This is a genomic window from Mesonia aestuariivivens (assembly GCF_019311235.1).
Taxonomy (GTDB): Bacteria; Bacteroidota; Bacteroidia; order Flavobacteriales; family Flavobacteriaceae; genus Mesonia; species Mesonia aestuariivivens.
This window is the reverse complement of record NZ_JAHWDF010000062.1, coordinates 1-749: the sequence shown is the minus strand read 5'-3', so window position 1 is coordinate 749 and position 749 is coordinate 1. Positions and strand designations below refer to the sequence as shown.

Annotated in this window: 1 protein-coding gene; it reads left to right on the top strand. The window is 23.0% G+C overall.

Annotated elements, in window-relative coordinates; all coding sequences use genetic code 11:
• Nucleotides 1–696, top strand: a 696-nt coding sequence (locus KW502_RS15275) for a hypothetical protein (RefSeq protein ID WP_219041410.1), incomplete at its 5' end; no start/stop codon positions are given.
• Nucleotides 697–749: the final 53 nt, after the last annotated feature.

The following is a 749-nucleotide window of genomic DNA, read 5'->3' as shown; positions in this document are numbered from 1 at the left end:
GTTGTAGGTAATTTAAAAAAAAATATATTGAATAATTTGAAATTTTATACGCCCTTATTACTCATCTTTTTAATTTTAGCTTGTATTGAGAAAACTGATAATTATAAAAAGAAAATTGACAGATTAAGTGATGAAGATTTATATAGTAGAGTATTTTTAGAACTAAATTATCCAGACTCAATTTCAGAGGAAGTGGAATTATACATCACAAAAGATAAAGACACATTTTTCAACCAAAATAAGATTTTAAAAAATAATAAAATAATTAAATCGGAAAGTGCATATTATGATCTAAATATTACTAAAACTAAGAAGGAAAATATTTACAGAGGTATAATCACATTACATTCAAAATATGAAAATTTAAAATTAAACAATAAAAACCGCAGAGAAATACAATTCGGTTATTGTAATCAAAATAGGGATAGTATTTGGCTAGCTTATGTTAGTTCAAAAACTGACAACAAGATAGAATTTGAATATGAAAACTATTATAATAACAATTTACAGGGAATTTTAGATCAATTAGTAGAAAGAGATACTATAATCAACAATAAAGAAATGGTCAATATAAATAGATTAAATATTTTAGTTGACAATAATTCAACAACAGAAAATTTATTTTTAGAATCCTATAAAAAAATAAAAGAAAATAAATTTACTTTAGATAAATCAAAATTTAAATCACATAATTAAAAACTACCTACAACACCGTATAACAACAATTGCGGCTTTGTGTCCTGCGGACA